General features: G+C 70.6%; 19 protein-coding genes and 1 tRNA gene. 8 read left to right on the top strand and 12 right to left on the bottom strand.

Annotated features, from left to right (window positions below):
• Positions 1-15 precede the first annotated feature (15 nt).
• From BLR04_RS03955 to BLR04_RS03945, 3 genes are all read right to left on the bottom strand, one after another.
• The gene (locus BLR04_RS03955) at positions 16-993 is read right to left on the bottom strand and encodes a ribose-phosphate diphosphokinase (RefSeq protein ID WP_090759704.1); all 978 of its coding nucleotides are present in this window, start codon (positions 991-993) and stop codon (positions 16-18) included.
• The gene (gene glmU / locus BLR04_RS03950) at positions 990-2,438 is read right to left on the bottom strand and encodes a bifunctional UDP-N-acetylglucosamine diphosphorylase/glucosamine-1-phosphate N-acetyltransferase GlmU (protein WP_090759701.1); all 1,449 of its coding nucleotides are present in this window, start codon (positions 2,436-2,438) and stop codon (positions 990-992) included. Before glmU ends, BLR04_RS03955 begins: the two co-directional genes overlap by 4 nt.
• 165 nt (positions 2,439-2,603) lie before the next feature.
• Positions 2,604-2,675, bottom strand: a tRNA-Gln gene (locus tag BLR04_RS03945).
• A 288-nt stretch (positions 2,676-2,963) separates the two neighbouring features.
• On the opposite strand from BLR04_RS03945, the gene BLR04_RS03940 reads away from it, so the two are divergent.
• The 4 genes from BLR04_RS03940 to BLR04_RS03925 all read left to right on the top strand — a co-directional run bounded on the left by BLR04_RS03940 (position 2,964) and on the right by BLR04_RS03925 (position 7,870).
• Positions 2,964-3,902 carry an acyl-CoA desaturase gene (locus BLR04_RS03940; protein WP_090759699.1) on the top strand — a complete coding sequence of 313 codons (939 nt, stop codon included), beginning with the start codon at positions 2,964-2,966 and terminating at the stop codon, positions 3,900-3,902.
• A 49-nt stretch (positions 3,903-3,951) separates the two neighbouring features.
• Positions 3,952-4,854: a TetR/AcrR family transcriptional regulator gene (locus BLR04_RS03935; protein ID WP_090760688.1), complete on the top strand. Its 903-nt coding sequence runs from the start codon at positions 3,952-3,954 to the stop codon at positions 4,852-4,854.
• Positions 4,855-4,974: 120 nt separating this feature from the next.
• The gene (locus BLR04_RS03930; protein WP_090759697.1) at positions 4,975-7,035 is read left to right on the top strand and encodes an RNA degradosome polyphosphate kinase; all 2,061 of its coding nucleotides are present in this window, start codon (positions 4,975-4,977) and stop codon (positions 7,033-7,035) included.
• On the top strand, positions 7,025-7,870 hold the full coding sequence (locus tag BLR04_RS03925) for an NUDIX hydrolase (RefSeq protein ID WP_090759695.1): 846 nt from the start codon (positions 7,025-7,027) through the stop codon (positions 7,868-7,870). The genes BLR04_RS03930 and BLR04_RS03925 overlap by 11 nt, the downstream gene beginning before the upstream one ends.
• 1 nt (position 7,871) lies before the next feature.
• Here BLR04_RS03925 and BLR04_RS03920 read toward each other — a convergent pair whose 3' ends face one another.
• Genes BLR04_RS03920 through BLR04_RS03910 form a run of 3 tightly spaced genes read right to left on the bottom strand, consistent with a single transcriptional unit; the run spans position 7,872 to position 10,521 of the window.
• Positions 7,872-9,350, bottom strand: a complete 1,479-nt coding sequence (locus BLR04_RS03920) for a CYTH and CHAD domain-containing protein (RefSeq protein WP_090759693.1) — start codon at positions 9,348-9,350, stop codon at positions 7,872-7,874.
• A 53-nt stretch (positions 9,351-9,403) separates the two neighbouring features.
• Entirely contained in the window at positions 9,404-9,754 is a 351-nt protein-coding gene (locus BLR04_RS03915) for a VOC family protein (protein WP_090759690.1), read from the bottom strand.
• A complete protein-coding gene (locus tag BLR04_RS03910) occupies positions 9,751-10,521 on the bottom strand; it encodes a trans-aconitate 2-methyltransferase (protein ID WP_176902924.1) in 771 nt (256 codons plus the stop codon). Before BLR04_RS03910 ends, BLR04_RS03915 begins: the two co-directional genes overlap by 4 nt.
• Before the next feature lie 57 nt (positions 10,522-10,578).
• Between BLR04_RS03910 and BLR04_RS03905 the strand changes: the two genes are divergently transcribed.
• Complete coding sequence (locus tag BLR04_RS03905) at positions 10,579-11,085, top strand: MarR family winged helix-turn-helix transcriptional regulator (protein WP_090760684.1); 507 nt, start codon at positions 10,579-10,581, stop codon at positions 11,083-11,085.
• 90 nt (positions 11,086-11,175) lie between these two features.
• Here the strand turns inward: BLR04_RS03905 and BLR04_RS03900 are convergent, their stop codons facing one another.
• The 4 genes from BLR04_RS03900 to rsmA form a co-directional block, all read right to left on the bottom strand.
• The gene (locus tag BLR04_RS03900) at positions 11,176-12,987 is read right to left on the bottom strand and encodes an ABC-F family ATP-binding cassette domain-containing protein (protein WP_090760682.1); all 1,812 of its coding nucleotides are present in this window, start codon (positions 12,985-12,987) and stop codon (positions 11,176-11,178) included.
• Between the two features lie 121 nt (positions 12,988-13,108).
• Positions 13,109-14,011 (bottom strand): 4-(cytidine 5'-diphospho)-2-C-methyl-D-erythritol kinase, encoded by a 903-nt coding sequence (locus tag BLR04_RS03895; RefSeq protein ID WP_090759688.1) that lies wholly within the window; start codon positions 14,009-14,011, stop codon positions 13,109-13,111.
• 373 nt (positions 14,012-14,384) lie between these two features.
• A complete protein-coding gene (locus tag BLR04_RS03890; protein WP_176902922.1) occupies positions 14,385-15,371 on the bottom strand; it encodes a C40 family peptidase in 987 nt (328 codons plus the stop codon).
• Between the two features lie 897 nt (positions 15,372-16,268).
• Positions 16,269-17,129 (bottom strand): 16S rRNA (adenine(1518)-N(6)/adenine(1519)-N(6))-dimethyltransferase RsmA, encoded by an 861-nt coding sequence (gene rsmA, locus BLR04_RS03885; RefSeq protein WP_090759685.1) that lies wholly within the window; start codon positions 17,127-17,129, stop codon positions 16,269-16,271.
• Between the two features lie 46 nt (positions 17,130-17,175).
• Here rsmA and BLR04_RS41215 point away from each other — a divergent pair, with 46 nt between their 5' ends.
• The gene (locus BLR04_RS41215) at positions 17,176-19,392 is read left to right on the top strand and encodes a serine/threonine-protein kinase (RefSeq protein ID WP_425413424.1); all 2,217 of its coding nucleotides are present in this window, start codon (positions 17,176-17,178) and stop codon (positions 19,390-19,392) included.
• Positions 19,389-20,585 (top strand): FG-GAP repeat protein, encoded by a 1,197-nt coding sequence (locus tag BLR04_RS03875; protein WP_143021953.1) that lies wholly within the window; start codon positions 19,389-19,391, stop codon positions 20,583-20,585. The genes BLR04_RS41215 and BLR04_RS03875 overlap by 4 nt, the downstream gene beginning before the upstream one ends.
• Positions 20,586-20,635: 50 nt before the next feature.
• Here BLR04_RS03875 and BLR04_RS03870 read toward each other — a convergent pair whose 3' ends face one another.
• Both BLR04_RS03870 and BLR04_RS03865 read right to left on the bottom strand, forming a co-directional pair.
• Positions 20,636-21,592 carry a resuscitation-promoting factor gene (locus BLR04_RS03870; protein WP_143021952.1) on the bottom strand — a complete coding sequence of 319 codons (957 nt, stop codon included), beginning with the start codon at positions 21,590-21,592 and terminating at the stop codon, positions 20,636-20,638.
• 85 nt (positions 21,593-21,677) lie between these two features.
• Positions 21,678-22,532, bottom strand: coding sequence for a TatD family hydrolase (locus BLR04_RS03865; RefSeq protein WP_245740011.1), 855 nt, complete (start codon positions 22,530-22,532; stop codon positions 21,678-21,680).
• Positions 22,533-22,656: 124 nt separating this feature from the next.
• Between BLR04_RS03865 and BLR04_RS03860 the strand changes: the two genes are divergently transcribed.
• The gene (locus BLR04_RS03860) at positions 22,657-24,027 is read left to right on the top strand and encodes an alpha/beta fold hydrolase (protein ID WP_090759675.1); all 1,371 of its coding nucleotides are present in this window, start codon (positions 22,657-22,659) and stop codon (positions 24,025-24,027) included.
• Positions 24,028-24,034 lie beyond the last annotated feature (7 nt).

The raw sequence follows: 24,034 nt of genomic DNA, 5'->3' as shown, positions 1-24,034 counted from the left end.
GCGCACGGCAGGTGCTCAGGTGTCGCCCTCGAACAGGCTCGTGACCGAGCCGTCCTGGAAGATCTCGGTGATGGCGCGGGCGATGAGCGGCGCGATCGACAGGACGGTCAGCTTGTCGAACCGGCTCTCCTGCGCCAGCGGCAGCGTGTTGGTGACGATGACCTCGGAGATGCGGGAGTTCTTCAGCCGGTCGACCGCCGGGTCGGAGAAGACCGCGTGGGTCGCCGCGACGATCACGTTGGTCGCACCCTGCTCGTAGAGGGCGTCGGCGGCCTTGCAGATGGTGCCCGCGGTGTCGATCATGTCGTCGATCAGCACGCACGTGCGGCCCTTGACCGTACCGACGACCTCGTTGACCTTGACGGTGTTGGCCACGTCGAGGTCGCGCCGCTTGTGGATGAACGCGAGCGGCGTGCCGAGGATGTCGGACCAGCGCTCCGACAGGCGCACGCGGCCGGTGTCGGGTGACACGACCGTGGTGTTGGCCAGGTCGAGCTTGCCCCGCAGGTAGCTCTCGAGGACGGGCATGGCGAACAGGTGGTCGACCGGCCCGTCGAAGAAGCCCTGGATCTGCGAGGTGTGCAGGTCGATCGACATGAGCCGGTCGGCGCCCGCGGTCTTGAACAGGTCGGCCATCAGGCGCGCGGTGATGGGCTCACGGCCGCGGCCCTTCTTGTCCTGGCGGGCGTAGCCGAAGAACGGCATCACGACGGTGATGCGCTTGGCGGAGGCCCGCTTCAGCGCGTCGACCATGATGAGCTGTTCCATGATCCACTTGTTGATGGGACCCGTGTGGCTCTGGATCACGAAGGCGTCGCAGCCGCGCACGGACTCCAGGTAGCGGGCGTAGATCTCGCCGTTGGCGAAGTCGATGAGCTTGGTGGGGGTGAGGGAGACGCCGACGTGCTCGGCGACCTCCTCGGCCAGTTCCGGATATGCGCGGCCCGAGAAGAGCATGAGGTTCTTCTCGCCCGGCTGCTTGATGCTGGTCACTGGTTCTTCTCCTGCTCTTGCCCGGCCAGCGCCCGCTCCGCGGCGGCTGCCGACTTCGTGCCCGCGCGCCTGCGCAAGACCCATTTTTCGATGTTGCGCTGCCGCGCCCGCGCCACGCCCATCGCGCCCGGGGGCACCTGGTCGGTGATCACGGACCCCGCCGCCGTGTAGGCGCCGGGATTCACCGTCACCGGGGCGACGAGCATGGTGTCGCAGCCGACGAACGCGCCGTCGCCCACGGTCGTGTGGTGTTTCTCTACCCCGTCGTAGTTGACGAAGACAGTGGAGGCGCCGATGTTGGCGTCGTCGCCGATGGTCGCGTCGCCGACGTACGACAGGTGGGGCACCTTGGAGCGCTCGCCGAGCGTGGCCTTCTTCATCTCGACGAAGGTGCCGGCCTTGGCCCGGCCGCCCAGCACGGTGCCGGGCCGCAGGTAGGCGTACGGGCCGACGCTCGCCTGCGGGCCGATCCTGGCGCTGTCGCAGACGGCGTTGCGCACGACCGCGCCCTCGCCCACGAAGGTGTCGGTGAGCGTGGTGGCGGGGCCGACCTCGGCGCCCGACTCGATCACGGTGTCGCCGTGGAGCTGGGTGCCGGGGTGGATGACCGCGTCGGGCGCTATGCGCACCCCGACGTCGGCCCATGTGCTGTCGGGGTCGATGACGGTGACGCCGGCGCGCATGTGACGCTCGAGCAGGCGGCGGTTGAGCACCTTGCGGGCGGCGGCGAGCTGCACGCGGTCGTTGACGCCCTCGACCTCGGCGAAGTCGGCGGCCACGAAGGCGCCGACGCGGTGGCCGTCGCCGCGCAGGATGGCGAGGACGTCGGTGAGGTACTCCTCGCCCTGGGCGTTGTCGGTCGAGACGCGCTTGACGGCGTCGGCGAGCATGAGCCCGTCGAAGGCGTAGATGCCGGAGTTCATCTCCTTGACGGCGCGCTGCGCGGCGTCGGCGTCCTTCTCCTCGACGATGGCGAGCACCGCGCCGGCCTCGTCGCGGATGATGCGGCCGTAGCCGGTCGGGTCGGGCACCTCGGCGGTCAGGACGGTGACCGCGTTGCCCTCGGCGGCGTGCTGCTCGAGCAGCAGCGCCATGGTCTCGGTGCGCAGCAGGGGGACGTCGCCGTACGTCACGAGGACGGTGCCGGAGATCGCGCCGACCTCTTCCAGCACGGTGCGGACGGCGTGCCCGGTGCCGCGCTGCTCGTGCTGGACGACGGCGCGGGCGTCGGGGCTGGTGGCGGCGAGGTGGCCGGTGACCTGCTCACGCGCGTGGCCGACGACGACGATGAGCTGCTCGGGGTTGAGGTCGCGGGCCGCCGCGAGCATGTGGTCGACGAGGGCGCGTCCACAGAGCTCGTGCAGGACCTTGGGGGTTTGACTCTTCATACGGGTGCCCTCGCCGGCGGCGAGGACGATCACGGCTGCCGGGCGCGGCACACTCACGGACGAGGCTCCCTGTGACGGAACGGATCAGGGTGGCGCGACGGCGCGATCACGCTGGGCCACGGGTGGTGGCCAAGCGTGGACGGCCACTTCGCGTCCACCCTCCCGACATCGTGAGGATACCTGTCCCGCTCCCGCGCGCATCAGCCGGGGAGCGTGTCAAAGCTCCCGGAAGAGGACTCGAACCCCTACAAAGTGGACCAAAACCACTTGTCCTGCCGATTAGACGATCCGGGACAGATCGGACAGGCGGCGTCCGACAGTCCCTACGATACCGACCTCGCGACCGGATGCGCGCCGGTAATTACGCCTAACCTCCGCCCCGCGGGGAACCAGAGGGCTACAGACCCCCAAACCCCATAACAGGCCTGAAGTCTCCGTACAAGACGCAGAACCCTCCCAACCTTGGACGACGCGCCGTCACCTTTCTCCCCTTCACAACTTAGGTCTTCCTAACTTACGCTGGCGTAGGTTACGGTGGCGTAGCCAGGACATAAGCTCCATATCCGCAGTTGGAGGTTGCCCATGACCGTTATCGCCGAGCGCCCCTCACCGACTCCGAAGCCCGAGTTCGAACCCGAGCCGAAGTCGAGGGCGGAGCTCATCACGTTCGGCGTGGTCGTCGGTCTTCCCCTGGTCGCGATCGCGGCCGCGGTGCCGCTCGCCTGGGGCTGGGGCCTCGGCTGGACGGACATCGTCATCGCCTTCGTCTTCTATGTCGTCACGGGCCTCGGCGTCACGGTCGGCCTGCACCGTTACTTCACGCACGGCTCGTTCAAGGCCAAGCGTCCCCTCAAGATCGCCCTCGGCATCGCCGGCAGCCTGTCGCTGGAGATGTCCGTGCTCGACTGGGTCGCCACCCACCGCAAGCACCACAAGTTCTCCGACAAGGAGGGCGACCCGCACTCCCCGTGGCGCTTCGGCCCCGGCTTCATGAACATGGCCAAGGGCCTGCTGTACGCCCACATGGGCTGGCTGTTCGAGAGCGAGCGCACCAACCGCGAGAAGTACGCGCCCGACCTGTGCAAGGACCAGGACGTGGTCAAGCTGCACAAGTGGTTCAGCGCGCTCGCGCTCACCTCGATCCTGCTGCCGGGCGTCCTCGGCGCGCTGATCACCTGGTCGTGGCAGGGCGGCCTCACCGCGCTCTTCTGGGGCTCCCTCGTCCGCATCGGGCTGCTGCACCACGTCACCTGGTCGATCAACTCGATCTGCCACGTCTTCGGCGAGGAGTCCTTCCAGGTCCGCGACAAGTCGCGCAACGTGTGGTGGCTGGCCATCCCGTCCTTCGGCGAGTCCTGGCACAACCTGCACCACTCCGACCCGACCTGCGCCCGCCACGGCGTGCTGAAGGGCCAGATCGACCTGAGTGCCGGACTGATCCGCATCTTCGAGAAGCTCGGATGGGTGTACGACGTCCGCTGGCCGACGCAGGAGCGTCTGGCGGCGAAGCGCATTGCCTGACCTCGACCTAGATCGGCCGGTGAACGGCTCCGCAAGCGGGGCCGTCATGATGGGAACCGTGACCGAATCCCGTTCTCGCAGGCGCATGTCCGGTAGCGAGCGAAGAGAGCAGCTGGTCCGCATCAGCCGCACACTCTTCGCGGAGAAGGGGTTCGACGGGACCTCTGTCGAGGAGATCGCGGCTACCGCCCAGGTGTCGAAGCCCGTGGTGTACGAGCACTTCGGCGGCAAGGAGGGCATCTACGCCGTCGTCGTCGACCGCGAGATGCAGAAGCTGCTCGGCATGATCACCGAGGCCCTCGCCGCCGCGCACTCGCTCATCAAGCTGGAGCGGGCCGCCCTCGCCCTGCTCCAGTACATCGAGGAGTGCAGCGAGGGCTTCCGCATCCTCGTCCGCGACTCGCACGTGGCCTCGGGCACCGGCACGTTCGCGAGCCTGATCAGCGAGATCGCCAGCCAGGTCGAGGACGTGCTGGCCGACGAGTTCGTCGCCCGCGGCTACGACCCCAAGCTGGCGCCGATGTACGCCCAGATGCTCGTCGGCATGGTCGCACTGACCGGGCAATGGTGGCTCGACGTGCGCAAACCGGGCCGCGAGGAGGTCGCCGCCCACCTGGTGAACCTGGCCTGGAACGGCCTGACCGGGCTCAACCCCACCCCGTCGATCACCGCCGCGACCCGCGCCCTGGCGCCCGCGGCCAAGAGCCGCGCGGCGGCCGAGAAGCTGCGCGAGTTCGAGAAGGCCCGCGAGAAGGAGCTGAGGGAGGCCGAGAAGGCCCGCCAGCGCGAGCTCAAGGAGGCCGAGAAGGCGCGCGTACGCGAATTGAAAGAGCGCGAGCGGCTGCTGAAGGAGGCGGAGAAGGCCCGCGAGCGCGAGGAGAAGATCCGCCAGCGCGAGGCCCGCCTGGCCGAACGCGCGGCCCGCCTGGAACACAGCGACCAGCCCGACTGACCTCGAACGACGTGATATCCCCGGTTCGGCCATGACTTTGACAGGGCTGACCCGGTACGGGGGCAGCCGTTTGCGATCACGTTAACGTTCTGTTCAAGTAAAAGGGGCAATATACGAAATATGTCCGCAGAACCGTTCCAGCAAGCCGGCGATCTTCCACTTCCACAGGAGCGGTTCCTCAACCGTGAGGAAAGCTGGCTGCAGTTCAACCAGCGGGTGCTCGAACTCGCCGAGGACGCGTCGGTCCCGCTGCTGGAGCGTGTACGGTTCCTCGCCATCTTCGCCAGCAACCTCGACGAGTTCTTCCGCGTCCGGGTGGCCGGGCTCAAGCGCCGCATGGCGACCGGCCTGCTGCTGCGCACCAAGAGTGGACTGAAGCCCAGCGAAGAGCTGGTCAGGATCGCGACCGTGGCCGACGACCTGGCCCGACGGCACGCCGCCGTCTTCCACGACAAGATCCGCCCGCAGCTCAGGGACGAGGGCATCGAAGTCGTCCGCTGGGAGGACCTCGGCCGCGAGGAGCGCACCGAGCTGCGCAAACTCTTCAGGGAACGGATCAGACCGGTGCTCACGCCGCTGGCCGTCGACCCCGCCCACCCCTTCCCGTACATCTCCGGGCTGAGCCTGAACCTCGCGGTGCTCGTCCGTAACCCGGCGACCGACCACACGGTGTTCGCCCGGGTCAAGGTGCCGTCCCAGCTGCCCAGGTTCGTGGCGGCGTCGCAGAACCGGTTCGTCCCGATGGAGGACGTCATCGCGGCGCACCTCGGACAGCTGTTCAAGGGCATGGAGATCGTCCAGCACCACGTCTTCCGCGTCACGCGGAACGAGGACCTCGACGTCGACGAGGACGTCACCGAGAACCTCATGCAGGCCCTGGAGAAGGAGCTGCTCAAGCGGCGGTTCGGCCCGCCCGTGCGCCTGGAGGTCGAGGACACCATCACGCCCGAGGTGCTGGCCCCGCTGGTGGAGGAGCTGGAGCTGGCGCCGCACGAGATCTACCGGCTGCCCGGCCCGCTCGACCTCACCGGCCTGCACGCCATCGCCGACCTCGACCGGGGGGAGCTGAGTTACCGGCCTTTCGTACCCGCTGAGGTGATCAACGCCGAGGACGACATCTTCTCGGTGCTGCGGGAGCGCGACGTGCTGCTGCACCACCCGTACGACTCCTTCAGCACCAGCGTGCAGCGCTTCATCGAGGACGCCGCCGCCGATCCCAGGGTCCTCGCGATCAAGCAGACCCTCTACCGCACCAGCGGCGACTCCCCCATCGTCAACGCCCTCATCGACGCGGCAGAGGCGGGCAAGCAGGTCGTCGTGGTCGTCGAGATCAAGGCCCGTTTCGACGAGCACGCCAACATCTCGTGGGCACGCAAGCTGGAGCGGGCCGGCTGTCACGTCGTCTACGGCGTGGTGGGCCTGAAGACCCACTGCAAGCTCGCCCTCGTCGTCCGCCAGGAACCCTCCGGCGAGCTGCGCCGCTACTGCCACATCGGCACCGGCAACTACAACCCCAAGACCGCCCGCCAGTACGAGGACTTCGGCCTGCTCACCTCCGACCCGCTGGTCGGCGAGGACGTGACCGACCTGTTCATCCACCTGACCGGTTACTCCCAGCACTCCGCCTACCGGCGGCTGCTCGTGGCGCCGCACTCCATGCGCAGCGGGCTGCTCGCCAGGATCGAGCGGGAGATCGCCCACCACGAGGCCGGCCGCCCGGCCCGGATCAGGATCAAGACGAACTCCCTGGTGGACGAGCCCGTCATCGACGCCCTCTACCGGGCCTCGCGGGCGGGCGTCCCGGTCGACCTGTGGGTACGCGGCGTCTGCACCCTGCGTCCAGGAATCCCCGACCTGTCGGAGAACATCCGCGTACGTTCCGTCCTGGGGCGCTTCCTGGAGCACTCCCGCGTGTACGAGTTCGGCCTCGGACGCAGGCCCGAGATCTGGATCGGCAGCGCCGACCTGATGCGCCGCAACCTGGACCGCCGCGTCGAGTCGCTGGTCAAGGTCACCTCGCAGCAGCACAAGACGTACCTCGTCGACCTGATGGACCTCGTCATGGCCGAGTCCACGAACACCTGGTGGCTCAACTCCGACGGCTCCTGGACCCACCACCCGGGCGAGGACCTCCAGAGCCGCCTCATCAGCGCCCGCCGCTGGAGGACAGTTGACGACTGACCGGCTGCGCGCCGCCGGAGCCGTGGTCTGGCGGGGCGACGAGAGCAACCCCGAGGTGGCCGTCGTCCACCGTCCCCGCTACGACGACTGGACGTTCCCCAAGGGCAAGCTCAAGTCGGGTGAGCACGTCATCGCGGCCGCGCTGCGCGAGGTGCACGAGGAGACCGGCCTGACCGTCCGGCTCGGCCGGGTCCTGCCGCCCGTCCACTATCCCTTCGGCGGGCGGCTCAAGCGCGTCGACTACTGGACGGCGCGGGTGCTCGCCGACGACGGGTTCGAGCCCGGCGACGAGGTGGACGAGGTGCGCTGGCTGCCCGCGCGCGAGGCCCGGCACCTGCTGACGTACGAGTGGGACGTCGGCCTGCTGCGCGCGCTGTGGGCCGCGCCGCTGGACACCGTGCCCCTCGTCCTCGTCCGGCACGCCACAGCCGGGTCGCGCGCCGAGTGGCAGGGCGACGACGCACTGCGGCCGATCGACGCCGAGGGCGCCGCCCAGGCGGCCGTCCTGGCCACCGCGCTGCCCGCGTACCGGCCGGAACTGCTCCTGAGCTCGCCCAGCGCGCGGTGCGTCCAGACGCTGGAGCCGTACGCGGCGGCGGCCGGGCTCGGCATCGCGACCGAGGCGCTGCTCAGCGAGGAGGAGCAGGACGCGCAGAAGACTCCGGCCCTGGTCGGCGACATCATGGTCCCGGCGGCGGTGTGCAGCCACGGCAAGGTGCTGCCCGCGCTCATCGAGGCGCTCAGCGGCCAGCAGGGGCAGCTGCGCAAGGGCGCCTTCGCCGTCCTGCAGCGCAGAGGACGCTTCGTGGTGAGCTCAGAGCGCTACACGACCTGACTCAGAAGACCTTCCGCGCCGCTTTCATGGTCTTCTTCCACACCCGCGGGAACTCGGCGTACGCCCGGTCGGCGGCGTTGCGCTCGATGCCCACGAGCAGGCCGTAGGTGAAGGTGTCCTCGCCCGCCCGGCGGGCCGGCTCCGCCTCCTTGAGCAGGGTCTCCTGGGCGACCACCCCGTCCTGGTGGGCGCCGAGGATCTCCTGGACGCGCTCGGCCAGCTTGGCGAGCCGCTTCATCCGGCCGCCGAGGATGGGCCGGAGCGCCTCCGCCGTGTAGCGGGCGCGTTTGGCCGCCTTGCGCACGTCGTGCATGGCGATCTCGCGGTGCCGGAGGTCGTCGACGGCCATGGCGATGTCGTACTTTTTGGTGACCCGGCGCCAGTTGGCCTCGGCGACGTCGCGGAGCTTGTCGCGGGCCGGTTCGCGAGCCGCCTTGCCCAGCTGCGGGGTGGCGACGAGCGCGTCGAGCGCGTCGAGCAGGCGGTAGTACCGCTCGCCGCTGAGCGCCTCGTTGATCCGTCCGTACGCCTGCCGCTCGCGTTCGAGCAGGTCGTGGCCGAGCCGGTTCCGCACGGGGCCGACGACCAGCTCGGGCGGGAGGTCCCGCAGCTCACCGGCGAACCTGGCCCTGATCACCTCGAGGTCGCGGGCCTCGCCGAGCACCGTGGCGATCCAGCGCAGCTCGTCCTGGACGTGGTCGGTGTTCGTCACCACCGACCTGAACGCCTTGAGCGTGCCGCGCAGCCGCCGCGAGGCGACGCGCATCTGGTGCACCGCGTCCTCCTCGGCGCGGCGGACGCGGGGGTCCTGCGAGAGCAAGGCCTGCACCTGGCCTGCCAGGTAGGCGATGACGACCTCTCCGGCCGATCCCGGCACGGTGGCGGCCACGGGCGGCGGAGCCGGTTCGAGCAGCCTGGCGAGCTTGCTCGCGGCCGGGGACGGGGTGGCACCCGCCTTCCTCAGCCGCTTGCCGACCTTGGCCAGCAGCTCACGGGTGCCGCCCTCGAGGAGTTCTGCCTCGACCTCCCGCCATCGGACGATCACGGTGTCATCGCCGTACTTGGTGCCCTTGACGCGGTCGTCGGCGATCTCGACCAGGCGGTCGTCGCCGTCGCGCAGGACGGTGACGCTCCTGCGGGTGGTGAGATCGGCGACCACGCGCAGCTCGGCGCCGCGGGTGTAGGCGCGTACCAGGTCGGCGAGTTCCTGGGGCACCACCTTGGTACTGCGGGTGAGGGGGTGGGTGATCTCCTGGCGGGCGTCCTTGCCCATGGGCAGCTTCACATGCCAGCCAGGGTCGGTGCCGCCCCTCCTGCGCCTCAGCGTGATACCGCGGGCGGCCAGTCGCAGGTCGGCGGTGTCGTAGTAGAGCGCGACGAGCTCATAGCTCTTCGGTCCTTCGACGGTGGCCAGCCGGCTCAGATCCGGGATCGTGTAGTCCGGAGGAACGTCGAACTTCTCCTCGATCTCGATTCCCACTACACCCTCGCAAGTGTCCGTTTTATGACCATAATGCCACTTTGCGGTAAACGTCACGCGGCTTGGATGAGTTCGATTCTGTTGCCCACCGGGTCGGACACGTAAATCCGGCGATATCCAGGAAACTTTCCGTCGATCACGGAGCCGGGAATGCGCGCGGCGTACGCGTCGAGATCGGTCACCAGGAAGGCCGGATGCGCCTTTCTGGCCGGCCGGAACTCGTCCTCTATGCCGATGTGGATCTCCACGCTGTCGTTCCTGAACCACACCCCGCCACGCGCGGCCAGTTCGGGCGGTTTGGGCACCTCGCTCAGCCCGAGGACGCCCGAGTAGAACTCCCGCAACAGCGGCTCGCTGCCCGCCGGCGCGGCGAGCTGGACGTGGTGCAGCGCCATGACCGTCATTTCTGCACCACCACGAAGATCCGCCGGAACGGGAAGGGCGTCCCGTAACTCCGCGACGGGTACGCCTCGGCGAGCAGCTCGCGCAGGTCGGACTCGAAGCGCCGCCGCTCGTCCGGCTGCAGCCGGTCGAAGATCGGGCGCAGCGCGGTGCCGGACACCCACCTGAGCACGGGGTCGTCCCCCTGCAACACGTGCATGTACGTCGTCTCCCAGACGTCCACGTGCGAACTGCCCGGGGCGAGCAGGTCGGCGTACTCCATCGGGTCGCCGACGGGGTCCGTCCTTACGACGCCGCTCAGCTTGTCGGACCACGTACGCGACGCGCACAGCTCGCGGATCGCCACGTGGCTGGGGGCCTGGAAGTTGCCCGGCACCTGGAAGGCCAGCCAGCCGCCCGGGGCGAGCCCCTCCATCCAGTGCTCCAGCACGTCGCGGTGCTCGGGCACCCACTGCAGCACCGCGTTGGAGACCACCACGTCCATCGGCCGGTCAGGACGCCAGGTCGTCACATCGGCGACGCTGAAGCTGACCTGCGTGTCAAGGGCCCGCGCCTTGCCGATCATGGCGGGCGACGCGTCGAAACCTTCGATGGTCGCCTTCGGCCAGCGACGGGACAGCGCGGCGGTGAGCTCGCCGGAACCGCAGCCCGCGTCCACGACGTACTCTGGTTCGATTGCCCCCACCCTGGAGACCAGGTCCATGAACGGACGCGCCCGCTCGTCGGCATAGGTGGCGTACGTCCGAGGGTCCCAAATATCTCTTGACATGAAGATAATTGGTATCGAGATATGTATCTCGATGTCAAGACAGTAGACTCTGGTGTCATGACGGAGGATGCAAAGGACGAGGTAGACCGTCTCGTCGCGGCCTGGCAGGCAGAGCGCCCCGACCTCGACGTCGAGCCGCTCCACGTGCTCTCCCGAGTGTCACGGCTGGCCAAGCATCTTGACCGGGCACGGCGGGCGTCGTTCGCCGAGCACGGTCTTGAGCCGTGGGAGTTCGACGTCCTCACGGCGTTGCGGCGAGCCGGCCGGCCGTACGAGCTGAGTCCGGGGGCGCTGCTGCGCGCCACGCTGGTGACCTCCGGCACCATGACCAACCGCATCGACCGCCTGGTTCAGGCCGGGTTGGTACGCCGCCGTCCCGACCCGGATGACCGGCGCGGGGTCCTGGTGTCGCTCACGGATGCGGGCCTGGTCCGGGTCGACTCGGCCTTCACCGGCCTGCTGCGCTGGGAACAGGACCTCATGTCCAGCCTCACCCCCCACGACCAACAGACGTTGGCCGCCCTCCTGCGCACCCTCCTGGCCCCCTTCGACACCTTCGACTGACCCACCAGCACGAACGCGCCGAAGCCAACCCCATCACGCCCAAACCCCTGGCGGAAGGCCGTTGAGGTTGGCCTCGGCCGGAGGAGGCCGTTACTCGCCGAGGCGGTCGGCGACCTCCAGCCACTCGGACTCGACGGTGTCCTTCTGCGTCAGGACCTCGCGCAGCCGGGCATCGAGCGTGCCGAGCTCGGCGTAGTCGCCGGCGGCCTCCGCCATGGCGGCGTGGAGCTTGGACTCCTGCTGGCCCAGCTTGTCGAGCTGGCGTTCGAGACGGTTGAGCTCCTTGCGCAGCTCGCGCTCCTCCTTGGCCGACAGCCCCACGGCCGCGGGCGCGGCCGAGGCCGTCTCAGCGGCCCCGGACTGCGCGGACGCGGACTGCGACGCGACCCGAGCGGTCACCGCCGTACCGGCCGCACGACGTTCGAGGTATTCGTCGACCCCGCCGGGCAGCAGCGACAGCTCGCCGTCGCCGAGCAGCGCCACGCAACGGTCGGTCACCCGCTCCAGGAAGTAGCGGTCGTGACTGACCAGCACCAGCGTTCCTGGCCAGCCGTCCAGCAGGTCTTCGAGCTCGTTGAGCGTCTCGATGTCGAGGTCGTTGGTGGGCTCGTCGAGGAGCAGGACGTTGGGGTCGTCCATCAACAGCCGCAGCAGCTGCAGCCGCCGCCGCTCGCCACCCGACAGGTCGCCGATGACCTTCCACTGCGCGTCGCCCCGGAAGCCGAGACGTTCGAGCAGCTGCGACGCCGTCCACTCCCGCTTGCCGAGCTGGAGGTACTTGCGGATCTCCTCGACCGACTCCAGCACCCGCCGGGTCGGGTCGAGCTCGTCCAGCTCCTGCGACAGGTGAGCGAGGCGCACGGTCCTGCCCTGCACCACGCGTCCGGAGTCGGGCTGGACCGTGCCCGCCAGCAGCCGCAGCACCGACGACTTGCCGGACCCGTTCACGCCCACCAGGCCGACCCGGTCGCCCGGACCGAACTGCCACGTGACGTCGTCGAGCACCAGCGGCCCCGCGCCGGGACCACCCGCGTGCATGGTGACGTCGTCGAGGTCGTAGACGGTCTTGCCGAGCCGGGCCGCGGCGAAGCGCATCAGCTCGACGGTCTCACGGGCCGGGGGCTCGTTCGCGATCAAGGCCTGAGCGGCCTCGATGCGGAACTTCGGCTTGGACGTACGCGCGGGCGGGCCACGCCGCAGCCACGCGATCTCTTTACGCATGAGGTTCTGGCGGCGTTCCTCGGCGGCCTGGGCGATGCGCGCCCGCTCGGCCTTCGCCAGGACGTACGCGGCGTATCCGCCTTCGTACCGCTCGACCCTGCCGTCGACGACCTCCCACGTACGGGTGGAGACGGCGTCCAGGAACCACCGGTCGTGCGTCACGACGACGAGCGCGCTCTTGCGCCCGGCCAGGTGTGCGGCGAGCCACGCGATCGCCTCGATGTCGAGGTGGTTGGTGGGCTCGTCCAGCATGATCAGGTCGTGGTCGTCGATCAGCAGCTTCGCCAGCGCCGTACGCCGGCGCTCGCCGCCGGACAGGTCGCCCGCCTTGGCGTCGAGATCGAGATCGCCGATCAGGTTGGCCAGGATCTCGCGCACCCCCTGATCACCGGCCCACTCGTGCTCGGCCCTGCCACCGAGGACGATCTCACGCACGGGAGCGCCTGGATCGAGGGTGTCGCGCTGGGACAGGAACCCGATGCGCAGGCCCCGCGTGTGAGTGACCCGCCCGCTGTCGGGACGTACCTCAGCGGCCAGGACCGACAGCAGCGTCGTCTTGCCACCACCGTTGCGCCCGACCACACCGATACGCTCACCCGCCTCCACACCGAGGGAGACGTCGGCGAGGAGCGGCTTGGGCCCGTAGGCGTGGGAGACCGACTCAAGATTGACCAGATTCATCGTCATCCCAGGGTATCGGCTCCGCACCCACCTCCCACCCGCCAACCGATCCCCGCCCGGCAGCCGCAGGTGACCGCGAAACGGGTAGCGGCGGGCTGGGTCGGCGCCGGTGGGTGGCCTGTCAGACGAGGATGGCGCCCTGAACGGGGCCGTGGGCGGCTACTGCTGTGCGGGCGGCGCCCGTGGCGGTCAGGCTGCCGGCCAGGTCGCGGGCGTGGGTGGCGTCGATGGCGAGGAAGGCGCAGGTCGGGCCCGAGCCGGAGACGATCGCTCCCAAGGCGCCGTGCTGACGGCCCGCGTCGAGGGTGGCGGCCAGGTCGGGACGGAGGTTGAGCGCGGCCACCTGCAGGTCGTTGCTCAGGTGGGACCCGAGCGCGTACACGTCTCCGGTGCCCAGTGCCTCCATCAGCGAGTCGTTCAGCTTCGGCCAGGACACCTCGACGCCGGACTCTTCCCTCAGGCGGTCACACTCGGCGTAGACATTCGCCGTGGAAAGCCCGCCGTCGGCCGGCGCGAACACCCAGTGGAAGGTGCCGCCGGTGGGCAGCTCGCACAGCTGCTCGCCGCGTCCGGTGCCGACCGCCGTACCGCCCATCAGGGAGAACGGGACGTCGCTGCCGAGGTCGCCCGCTATCTCCATGAGGTCTTCGAGCGGCAGCCCGAGACCCCACAGCTCGTTGCAGGCCACGAGAGCGCCGGCGGCGTCGGCGCTGCCGCCTGCCATGCCGCCCGCCACCGGGATGGCCTTCTTGATGACCAGGTCGGCGCCGTAGGTGCGGCCCGCGTGCTTGGCGAGCGCCTGAGCGGCCCGGATCGCGAGGTTGCTGCCGTCGGTAGGCACCTGGTCGGACCAGTCGCCGGTCACCTGGACGGTGATCGACTCGGACTCCTTCGCCACCACCTCGTCGAAGATCGACACGGCGTGGAAGACATTGACCAGGTCGTGGTAACCGTCTTCCCGGAGCGGGCCGACAGAAAGCTGCACGTTGACCTTCGCGGGCACACGTACGGTCACCGAACTCATCGAACTTCTGTCACTCTCATCACTCGCCGGGCCAAGGACACTCGATGTTAGCGGGGCACGCCGCCCTGACATGCGGTTCTCGGAATATGACCCGCACGACTGTGGCCCTCCCGAAGCACGGAGTCAAGTCGACGCACCCTGCCTGGTTTCCCTTTCGTCACGATAAGTGAAGCCGGGCGCGGCCACCGCTCGGAGGCCGTGCGCTCAATCGCTGCGCCAGGCGGGTCGTCGCTTCGGGACCACGTTGATCCCTGGGTCTGGGACGCCTGCCCGACGTGCGACGCCCGCCCCTCCGTGACGGCTTTCTGCGGCGGTCGAACGCGTCCATGGACGCCGTTCACGGTGTGCCCGGCCCCGCGGCGATCGCTGGTGGTCAGGCCGGGCGTACGACGCCGCGGAACGATGAGCGGAAGTAGCCGGGTTCGAGGAAGTCGGCCTTGCGCACCACGTCGCCTGTCTTCGGGGCATGGACCATGAGGTTTCCCCGTACGAACAGGCCGACGTGGGTCGGGTCGCCGGTGCCGCCGCCGAAGAACAGGAGGTCGCCAGGACGGCGGTCGGCGAGGGGCACTCTGCGGCCCTGGCGGAACTGGGTGCCCGTGTAGTGGCCCAGCTTCACCCCCGCCCTGGACCAGGCGTGGAGGGTGAGACCGCTGCAGTCGAAACCCCGTGTGGTGGCTCCTCTGCCGATGCCGAGCGTGGGGCCTGTTGCGGATCCGCCGCCCCACGAGAACGCGACGCCCAGGTGGCGGAGGGCGGCCGCGACGGCGATCTTTCCCTTGGTGCGGCTGGTGCCCCGTTCGCGGGGTCGCACCGTGCCGGGGCTCTTTCGGCGGGGTCGGCCGTCGACCTCGCGTCGGCCCTGCTCCAGCACCGACCCGGCGACACGTCTGCCGTCGTCGAGCACCGACCCGGCGACACGTCTGCCTTCGTCCAGCGCAGTCCCGGCGGCGCGCCCGCTCTCATCAAGCACCCTCCCAGCAGCGCGCCCGCTCTCGTCGAGGGCCTTTCCGGCAGCGCGTCGCCCCTCATCGAGGGCCCTTCTGGCGGTGCGTCGCCCCTCGTCGAGGGTTGTCCCGCCGGTGCGCCCGCCTTCGTCGAGCGCAGTGCCGGCGGCACGCTTGCCCTCGCTGAGCACCGTCCCGACAGCGCGCCCGCTCTCGTCGAGCGCCGTCCCGGCGGTGCGTGTCGCCTCGTTCAGGAGGGTTTCGGCGGGGTGCTTTCCCTGGTCGGGAGGGGTTGCGGCGTCTTGCGTCTGCTCGGAGGGGGTGGGTTGTCGTTCGTACGGCCGGCCGGCGAGTGGGATGTGCGTGCCGGGAGGTTGGGGGATGCGGGTCTCGGCGAGAGCGTTCTCCGCCATGACCAGGGTGCCTGCTAGGTGCTCTCTTCGGAGCGGGCCGGCCGTGGGGGGCTCACCGTGGGGTTGCTGGGCTTGGGGTGGGCGGGGTTGCCAGGCGATCGGGGTTGACGGTGGGCCGTCCGTCCCTGCGGCGGTCGCCTGTTTCTCGGGGGCAGGCGTCGTCGTGGCGGCCGGTTTCCGGTGGACGCGGGCGGCTTCTGACATGTGATGGGCCGAGGCGGAGGATGTGGCCACGACTGCCAGGAAACCTGTGCAGAATCCGGCGCTGCCGGCGATGAGGCACTTGAGCCACGTGGGCCAGGCGTCAGTCGTCATGATCTGTCTCCCTGAGCTTGCTTGGGTTCGGGAGGCCCAGGATCGGCCGACGCGGCAACCCGACTAGGAGCCGAATGCGGTTCTGTGGATGAAGTGGATGAGGCTGGTCAGGGCTGTGGACAACCGTCCTGGTCCGTCGTGCCGGGACGTGTCAATGCGTCTCCGCCCTGCCTGATGCGAGCTCGACACCGCCGCCCGGGATGTCGGCACGCTCAAGCCGTCGCACAGGCGTGCCCCCGCAACGCACGAACCCCGCCGAACTGTGTGGTGGGGGCCAGTCGGTGGCGTGGCCGGTCAGGAGCGGTCACCGACCGGCCCATTCAGAAGCGGGGTCAGGTGAGGGGCGGGGGTCCGGTCGTGAGCGGGCCCACTCAGAAGCGGGGTCAGGTGAGGGGCGGGGTCCGGTCGTGAGCGGACCCCCGCAGAAGCGGGGTCAGGTGAGGGGCGGGGGTCCGGTCGTGAGCGGGCCCACTCAGAAGCGGGGTCAGGTGAGGGGCGGGGTCCGGTCGTGAGCGGGCCCGCTCAGGGGTCAGCCCACTCAGGGGTGAACTCACTCAAGGGTGAGCTCACTCCAAGGGCAGGTCAGGGGTGGGATTCGGCTATGCGGGCGAAAGCGTGGATGTCCAGTTGTTCGCCTCGGGCGGACGGGTCCACGCCGGCCGCTCTCAAGGCCGTCTCCGCGTTGGCCGCGCTTCCGGCCCACGAGGCCAGGGCGGCGCGCAGCGTCTTGCGGCGTTGGGCGAAGGCCGCGTCCACGACCGCGAAGACCTCCTCGCGCGTGGCCGTCGTGGCCGGCGGGTCGCGCCGGACCAGGGAGACGAGCCCGGAGTCGACGTTGGGCACGGGCCAGAACACCGTACGGCCCACCGGACCCGCCCGGCGCACGTCGGCGTACCAGGCGGCCTTGACCGACGGCACGCCGTACACCTTGGAACCTGGACCGGCGGCGAGGCGGTCGGCCACCTCGGCCTGCACCATCACCAGCCCCTTGCGCAGCGACGGCAGCGCCTCGAGCAGGTGGAGCACCACAGGGACGGCCACGTTGTACGGGAGGTTGGCCACCAGGGCGGTGGGAGCGTGTCCGAGCAGGTCAGGTGGCGTGATCCTCATGGCGTCGGCGTTGATGACCGTCAGGGTGTCGCCGACGCCGTGCTCCGCCGCGGTGAGGGGCAGCTGCTCGGCCAGCACCTGGTCGATCTCGACGGCGACGACGGCGGCGGCGGACGGCAGCAGCGCCAGGGTGAGCGAGCCGAGGCCAGGACCCACCTCGATCACCACGTCATCGGGTGACAGATCGGCCACGCGGACGATGCGCCGGACGGTACCTGCGTCGATGACGAAGTTCTGTCCGAGCCTTTTTGTCGGACGAAGTTCGAGCTTGTTCGCCAAAATACGTATTTCCGCAGGGCCGAGTAGCCTCATCATCCAACCAGTCTCCCGCATCGGGGAACGTGCGATGGCGGTTGGGGAGACCTAGGGAGAGGATGTCGTGGAACAGGAAGGGTCGTCCCTCATGGAGCCAACGGGCGCCGCGCCGCTCCGCCCGACGGACCTGCGGGAGATCGGGCCGTACCGGCTGCTGGGGAGACTCGGCGAAGGCGGTATGGGCACGGTGTTCCTGGCGCGGGCCCCGTCGAAGCGTTTCGTCGCGCTCAAGGTGGTGAAGGCGGAGTTCGCCAACCAGGAGGGCTTCGCCGCCAGGTTCCACGCGGAGGTCGAGAACGCGCGCCGTGTGGCATCGTTCTGCACGGCTCAGGTGCTGGACAACGGCAACACCGGCGACGGCCGGCCGTTCATGGTGACGGAGTACATCGCGGGCACGCCGCTGTCGGACCAGATCAACCGATACGGCGCGCTCGACCAGGGCGCGCTGCACGGCGTGGCGCTCGGCGTCGCGGCGGCACTGGCGGCCATCCACGTGGCTGGGCTCGTCCACCGCGACCTGAAGCCGGCGAACGTGATCCTGTCCCTGTCGGGGCCGCGGGTGATCGACTTCGGCATCTCCAGGGCGCTCGACCAGGAGACCGGGTTCACGATGTCCGGGGAGCTGATCGGCAGCCCCGGTTGGTGGGCTCCCGAACAGGTACGCGGCGAGGCCATCAGCCCGGCGGTGGACATCTTCTCCTGGGGCTGCCTCGTGGCGTACGCGGGCAACGGGCGGCACCCGTACGGGCGGGGCGACGCCATCACGCTGGCCACCCGCGTGCTCAACGACCCGCCGGACCTCGGGACGCTGCCCGCGCCGCTCGACGAGCTCGTACGCCGGGCCACCTCACAGAACGTCGCCGAGCGCCCCACCGCGCAGGACCTGCTCATCGCCCTGGTCGGCGGGAGCGCCCCGGTGCGGGCCGACGATCCGCCCACCCTGGTGGCGACCGAGATGCTGAGCGGCTGGCAGCCGCCGCGCAACGTGGTGGACGAACCCGACATCACGGCCACGTTCTCGACGCCTCCCCCGAGTGACGCGACCGGGAAGGGCCAGAGCCGGCCGCCTGCCGCGTTCGGGGCCCAGTTCGGTGGTACGCCCGGGGAGCCGATCTCGCTCGAGGATCGGGCGCGGCTGGAGGAGGCGGCGGCCAGGGAGGAACTGGCGCGCTGGGAGGTTCCGCAGGGGGACGCGTCCGCACGCGATCGGCGTGAGGACGGGCGCGGCCGTCGCCTGTTCCGTTCGGGCGGCAAGAAGGGCCGCAAGGCCGACCAGGAGCAGCCCCGCGACGACGCACCCCAGCCCCAGCCGTCCCCCGGCCCGGGAGCCACCGTTCCACCTGGCTCCCCACAGACGGGCCAGGTCGTGCGGGGTCTGCCGCAGACCGGTCCGACGCCGCTCGGTGCCTCACAGACGGATCCGGGCCGGCAGGAGCTCTCGCAGACGAGCCCGGTACGCCCCCGCCCCTCCCAGCCCGGCCGCGCGCAAACGGGACCTGTCGCCCAACCAGGCGGCCCGCAGACCGGACCCGCGCGAACGGGACCCTCCAGGCCTGGACCGGCCGCCCCGCAAGGCAGCCCGCAGACCGGACCCATGCGGGCCGGCTCGGCGCAGACTGGTCCCGCGCAAGGCGGGCCGGTGCAGGGCTTCGCGGAAGGGGCGTCCGCGCAGGCGGGTGCGGCAAGGACGGACGGAGGGACGGCGGGAGCGGCTCCGCAGCAGGCGGTATCTCCTGTCGCGGGTGACGAGCCGGAAGCGCTCCCCCGTACGCGTACGTCAGGGACGCGGTGGCTCATGGCCGCCGCGGCAGCCGTGCTGGCCGTCGTCGTGGCGGGCGCGGTGCTGATCGCCAACTCCGGGGGCGACACCACGACGCCCGCCGCCTCGCAGGCCGGCACCGGTACGGCGGCCACCGACGTGGGCCGCAGGTTCGCGCTGGGCGGCGAGTTCGACGACCCCGTCGCGATCATCACTGCCGCGCCGCAGTGCGGTCTGCGGCAGTACGAGGGCACGTCGACCACCAAGGGGCAGCTCTGCGTGATCCCGTGGTCGATGGTCAACCCGGGCGGCGAGTCCCGCACGCTGACCCAGCCCACGGTCTCCATGCTCGACGACCGGGGTGCCGAGCACGACGCGGAGCCCGTCGTCCTGCCTCCGGCGATCCAGCCCGGCGGCAGGGTGGACAGCGTGTTCGTGTTCGACCTGCCGCTGTACCGCAAGCCCGTCAGCATGACGGCGAGCATGCTCGAGAACGGCCAGCAGATCGAGGTGAAGCTGTGACGACCCGCTCCGTTCTCGTCGCGCTCTTATTAGCCGTGGCCCCACCGGCGGTGGCGATGCCCGCCCACGCGCAGAACTGCGCCGGCACCTCCGACTTCGACGGCGACGGCGTGGACGACGTGGCCGTCGGCGACCCGTTCGCCGACGGCTCGAAGGGCGCGGTACACCTGTTGTCCGGCGACAAGGTCGTCCCGGTCGCCGTACCGGGGGCGGCGCCCGGCGACGGCTTCGGCTGGTCGTTACGCATGGCGCAGGTCGACGGCGACGGCTGCGCCGACCTGGTGATCGGCGCCCCGTACACGGACGTGGACGGCGAGCAGGACGCCGGGGCGGTGTACGTGGTCTACGGCGGTGGAACTGCGCCTCCTGAGCGCCTGACCGCGCCCGAGCCGCAGCGGTTCGCGGGCTTCGGCTGGTCGGTGGCCTCCCGCGGCGATCTGGTGGCCGTCGGGGCGCCGTACGAGGACGAGGCCGGACTCGCCGACACGGGCGCGCTCTACGTACGCAAGGGCGACGGCGACCTGCGCCGCATCAGCCAGGAGTCCTCAGACGTGCGCGGCAACGGCGAGGTCGGCGACCAGTTCGGCTGGTCGATGGCCTTCGGACGCGACAACGAGCTCCTCGTCGGCGTCCCCTACGAGAACGACGACGGTGCCGGACGCCAGGTCGAGGCGGGCCGGATCAACTCCGGGTCCGTGGTCTTCATCGACGACGTGCTGGCGCCGGAGATCACGTCGACCAAGCTGGACTCCCCCGCGGACACCTCCGGCGACCGGTACGGGTACGCGGTCGCCTACGCCGAGGGGCACGGGTACGCGGTCGGCTCGCCGGGCGCCGGGTCGGTGCAGCTGCTGGACACCGCTCGCAAACCGGTCAGGACCGTCGAGCAGGCGGGCGGGCAGGCGTTCGGGTTCTCGCTGGCCGCCGCGCCGGACGGCCGGCTCGCGATCGGCGCGCCTTACGGCGGCGGGGTGCGGATCGTCTCCTGGAAGGACACCTCCGAGGACCGGCGCCTGGCGGACGCCGACGGGCTGTTCGGCTGGTCGCTGGCCTTCAGCGGCAACAAACTCTTCATCGGTCGCCCGGACGCCGCACCGTACGGCCAGGTCGCGGTAGCAGGCCGCAACGCCGAGACTTTCCGCCCCTTCACCTCGAAGACGGGCATCGACTTCGGCACCACCACAACCAGCTGACCACCCGACCAAGGAACGGCACGAGAAGGGCTGAGCCACGCGAACGGGGGTCAGCGGCGGAGGGCTTGGCGGGGGGCGGGGGTGGGCTGGTAGGGGGTGATGCCGAACAAAAGGGGGCCGCAGGTCGGCCACTGGCCCTTCCAGCGGCCCTTGACGTGCTGGTAGAGCAGTTGCGCCCGGTACGTCTGCTCGTCCGCCGGCCAGGTGCTCGGCAGCCCGATCCCGCCCACCACCCGCCACATGGGCAGGCTGAACTGGTACAGCCCGTAGTAGGGCCCTTCGGGGTTGTACGCGAGCGAATCACCCGCCGACTCGCACTCGGCCAGCGCCTCCCAGTCGAGGTTCGCGACCTCCGGCGGGATGGGGACGTCGCGCGGCGGGGTGACCGTGATGACCGTCCCGTCCTCGGGGAAGCTGCCGAGCGGCGGGTTCACCTGCGACCCGCGGCTCAGGGAGATGTGCTCCTTCCTGAGCACCTCGCGCACGGTCCTCGCCGTGGTCCGCGCGGACACGCGCCTGGTGCCCGTCACGACGTGGACGGTGCGCCGCGTGTCGACGGTCAGCTCCATGCCTTCGAGCGGAACCGCGTCGTGCGGCGGGGCCGAGAGCCGCCCGCCGGCGGGGGTGACGTCCAGTTCGGCGAGTGCCTCGCCGACGCTGGTGGCGGTGACGAGGTGCCTGCTGGTACGCCCGTCCAGGGTCAGCGTGATGGGACGGGCTCGGAGCACCTCGATGGTGGCGCCGTCGGAGACCTTCTCGTGGGTGGCGGGCCGTACGACGTCGGCGAGGCCCACCGGCACGCCGGCGCCGTCGAGCACCTCCCCCACGGTGCCGGCGATGCCGCGGAACGGCCGCCGCTCGCCGTCGGCGACCACGACGACGTCCTTGACGAGGGCCGAGGTCGCCACGAGCCCGCCCAGCGCGACCATGCTCGCCACGCACAGGGCGGGCGTCCACGGGGAACGCCACGGGATCGGCGGACGGGGCGCACGTCTCTTGCCTCGCACGAGCCACCTCCGTTACGGGGCCAGGATCGGCCCGAACGCTAGTGGCGGCGCGGCGCGCCCCACGCGCCGCTTCACGAAAGCTTGGTCACCACTCGCCGAAGACCGTGACTCCGTTGGCGCTGATCGCCTCGCACAGGTCGTCGGGATGGACGCCCTTGACCTCGGCGAGGCAGCGCAGCGTCAGCGGGATCAGGTAGGGGGCGTTGGGCTTGCCGCGGTGGGGCACGGGCGGCAGGTAGGGGGCGTCGGTCTCGACCAGCATGAGCTCGGGCGGCGCGACGGCGGCCGCCTCGCGCAGGTAGCCGGCGTTCTTGTACGTCACCGGCCCGGAGAACGACATGAAATATCCGGCCTCAACGCACTTTTTCGCCATTTCGGCGTCGCCGGAGTAGCTGTGGATCACCACCTTGTCCGGCGCCCCCTCCGCGGCCAGCACCCGCAGCACGTCGTCGTGGGCCTCGCGGTCGTGGATGACCAGCGCCTTGCCGGTGCGCTTGGCGATCTCGATGTGGGCGCGGAAGCTCGCGTGCTGATCGTCCTTGCTCGCCCAGTCGCGGTAGTAGTCGAGCCCCGTCTCGCCCACGGCCCGCACCTCGGGCCGTCCGGCGAGCGCCTCGATCTCGGCGAGCACCTCGGGGGTGGAGGCGTGCGCCTCGTTCGGGTGGATGGCCACACCCGCGTAGACGCCCTCCTGGTCGGCCGCCACGTCGGCGTTCCAGCGGGAGGACGGCAGGTCGTAGCCGATCGTGACCAGCCGCGTCACCCCGACCGCCCGCGCGTCGTCGAGGATGCTCCGCACGGTGGCCGCGGCGGCCTGAGCTGCCTGCGCCACCGGGTCGCCCGACGACGCCTGCCGGTTGCCGACCATGATGTCGAGGTGGCAGTGGCTGTCGAAGACGGGGGCGGACAGCGGCTCTGGCGCGACGGGAAGCTTGCTCACGGCATCCAAGTTAGCCTGCCGCCGAACCCGCTCAGCCGGTGAGGAGCCGCTGGGAGCGGGCTCCCAGCGCGGAATCGTCCCGCCGCACGACGACATTCCCGCCGCCCGCGGCGACGCTGGTCGTATGAGACGGACAACGGCGGTACTCGCCGCCCTGCTCGTGACCATGACCCTGCCGACCCCCGCCCATGCCGCGCCCATGAACTGGCAGCCCTGCGGCGACGAGGGCCTGCTCTGCGCCTCGCTGCCCGTCCCCGTGGGCGAGCTGCGGCTGGCCCGGCTGCCGGCCCTCGACGAGCGCCGCGGAACCGTCCTGTACGCGCCCGGAGGTCCGGGCAAGGACGGCATCCAGCAGCTCCGCGACGCCACCGCCACGCTGGCCCCGCTGCGCCGGCACTTCGACGTCGTGGCCTTCGACACCCGCTACGCCCTGGCCATGCGGAACCTGCCCGACGCCTGCTCCGACACCCCGCCCCTGCTGGTCGAGCCGCGCGACCGCGCGGAGTACGAGCGCCAGGCGGCCCGGCAGCGAGAGGCGTTCGAGCGGTGCGCCGCCGCCGACCGTACTGGCCTGTTCTCCGGGTCGGACTCGGGGTCGGTGGCCGCGGACATGGACGCGGTGCGCGCCGCGTTGGGCGAGCGCCGGATCAACGTGACCGCCGAGTCGTACGGGGGCATCACCGCCACCGCCTACGCCCGCCGGTTCCCGCACCGTGTACGCGCGATGCACGTGGACGGCACGGTGGACCACACGACGAAGGACGTCTTCTCCTCGCGGTCGGCGGAGCACATGCTCGGCAGGTTCGCCGCCTGGTGCGCGGACGACCCGTCGTGCGCGCTGCACGGTCAGGACGTCCGCCGGGTCTGGCACGACCTCGTCCGGCGGGCGGACCGCGAGCCCGTGCAGGTCTCCTCCCCGCGCTTCGGCACGGGCCGGCTGACCGGCATGCATCTGCAGTTCCTCGGTTCGGCCATGGTCTTCGCCGACACCCAGTGGGGGCCGTTCGCGGACGCGGTGGCGCGGGCCGCGCGCGGTGACTTCGCCGTCCTCGGCGAGCAGGCGCTCGGCACCTCGTACGCCTGGGCGCAGCCGCGCAACCTCACATCGTGGTGCGGCGACGGCCTCGGCTTCACCTCGTACGAGGAATACGCCGCGCTGAGAAGAACCCTCGACAGGGAGCTGCCGGCCTTCGGCAGGGGTGGTCTGTGGGCCGGGCTCATGTGCTCGGGCTGGCCGCTGCGCCCCGCGAACCCACCGGGCCCGCTCCCCGTGAAGAAGCTGCCCCCGCTGCTCGGCACGGGCACGTGGACGGACCACGAGGGCACCGAACGGCTGGTGCGGCAGGTGCCCGGCTCGGCCACCGTCAGGTACGACGGCCCCGGCCACGTCCTGTACGTCAGCGGCCTGAGCGACTGCGTGGCCGGCCACGTGGTGCGCTACTTCGAGAAAAGGGAAGTGCCCCCGCCGGGCACGGTGTGCCGGCCCGGCGGGTGACGGGAAC

The organism is Nonomuraea maritima, from assembly GCF_900100395.1.
In the GTDB taxonomy this organism is placed as follows: Bacteria; Actinomycetota; Actinomycetes; order Streptosporangiales; family Streptosporangiaceae; genus Nonomuraea; species Nonomuraea maritima.
The sequence above is the reverse complement of the archived record's forward strand: the minus strand, read 5'-3'. Positions and strand labels throughout refer to the sequence as shown.